Origin of the sequence: Endozoicomonas sp. ALC013 (genome assembly GCF_049310205.1) — a bacterium.
Taxonomy (GTDB): Bacteria; Pseudomonadota; Gammaproteobacteria; order Pseudomonadales; family Endozoicomonadaceae; genus Endozoicomonas.
In genome coordinates, this window is sequence record NZ_JBLYNS010000352.1 from 1 (window position 1) to 1758 (window position 1758).

Genomic DNA, 1758 nt, shown 5'->3' on the forward strand with positions numbered 1-1758 from the left:
ACCCGCGTAAACGCACAGAAAGACCAATTTAATGCCCAAGGTGTCACCAACCTGCTGTGGGCCATGGCGAAACTGGTGGACAACGGGCATGAGCGGACACCAGAACTGAACGAGGCCCTGGCCGCGCTGATGCACCACGTGAACGGGCAGAAAGTTCTCTTCAAACCACGGGAAATCGCCAACCTGCTGTGGGCCATGGCAAAACTGGTGGACAGCGGGCAGGAACAGACACCAGAACTCAACGAGGCTGTGGCCGGGCTGTTGCCCCACGTGAGCGCACTGAAAGCTAACTTCAGACCACAGGGTATCGCCAACCTGCTGTGGGCCATGGCGAAACTGGTGGACAACGGGCAGGAGCAGACACCAGGGCTTAAAGGCACCGTGGCCGTGCTGTTGCCCTTCGTGAACGCACAGAAAGACCAATTTATTCCTAAGCATATCGCCAACCTGCTGTGGGCCATGGCGAAACTGGTAGACAACGGGCAGGAGCGGACACCAGAACTGAACGAGTCCGTGGCCGCGCTGTTGACCCGCGTAAACGCACAGAAAGACCAATTTAATGCCCAGGGTGTCACCAACCTGCTGTGGGCCATGGCAAAACTGGTGGACAAGGGGCATGAGCGGACACCAGAACTGAACGAGGCCCTGGCCGCGCTGGTGCACCACGTGAACGGGCAGAAAGTCCACTTCAAACCACGGGAAATCGCCAACCTGCTGTGGGCCATGTCAAAACTGGTAGACAACGGGCAGGAACGGACACCGGGGCTTAAAGGGGCCGTGGCCGTGCTGTTGCCCTTCGTAAACGCACAGAAAGACCAATTTATTCCTCAGCATATCACCAACCTGCTGTGGGCCATGGCGAAACTGGTGGACAACGGGCAAAAGCGAACACCAGAGTTCAACGAGGCGTTGGCTGCGCTGTTGCCCCAAGTGAGCGCACAGAAAGCAAACTTTACACCACAGGGTATCGCCAACCTGCTGTGGGCCATGTCAAAACTGGTGGACAACGGGCAGGAGTGGACACCGGGGCTCAAAGAGGCTGTGGCCACACTGTTGCCCCAGGTGAACGCAAAGAAAAACCAATTTATTCCTCAGCATATCGCCAACCTGCTGTGGGCCATGGCAAAACTGGTGGACAACGGGCAGGAGCAGACACCAGGGCTCAAAGAGGCTGTGGCCTCACTGTTGCCCCAGGTGAACGCACAGACAGCTAACTTCAAACCACAGGAAATCGCCAGCCTGCTATGGGCTACGGCGAAACTGGTGGACAACGGGCTGGAGCAGACATCAGGGCTCAACAAGGCCACGGCCGCGCTGTTGCCCTTCGTGAACGCACAGAAAGATAACTTTACACCACAGGCTATCGCCAACCTGCTGTGGGCCATGGCGAAACTGGTGGACAACGGGCAGGAGCGGACACCGGGGCTCAAAGAGGCCGTGGCCGCGCTGCTGCCACTCGTGAACACAGCGAAAGCTAACTTCAAACCACAGGAAATCGCTAACCTGCTGTGGGCCATGGCGAAACTACTGGACAACGGGCAGGATACACCAAAGCTTAAAGAGACCGTGGCCGCGCTGTTGCCACTCGTGAATGCACAGAAAGATAACTTTACACCACAGGCTATCGCCAACCTGCTGTGGGCCATGGCGAAACTGGTGGACAACGGGCAGGAGCGGACACCAGAACTGAACGAGTCCGTCGCCGCGCTGTTGCCCCACGTGAACGCATTTAAAGACCAATTTATTCCTCAGCATATC

Annotated in this window: 1 protein-coding gene; it reads left to right on the plus strand. The window is 57.2% G+C overall.

What is annotated here, in order from left to right; genetic code table 11:
• The coding region (locus ACO6V1_RS23775) for a DUF1601 domain-containing protein (protein ID WP_422469050.1) at positions 1 to 1758 on the plus strand (1758 nt) is incomplete at both ends.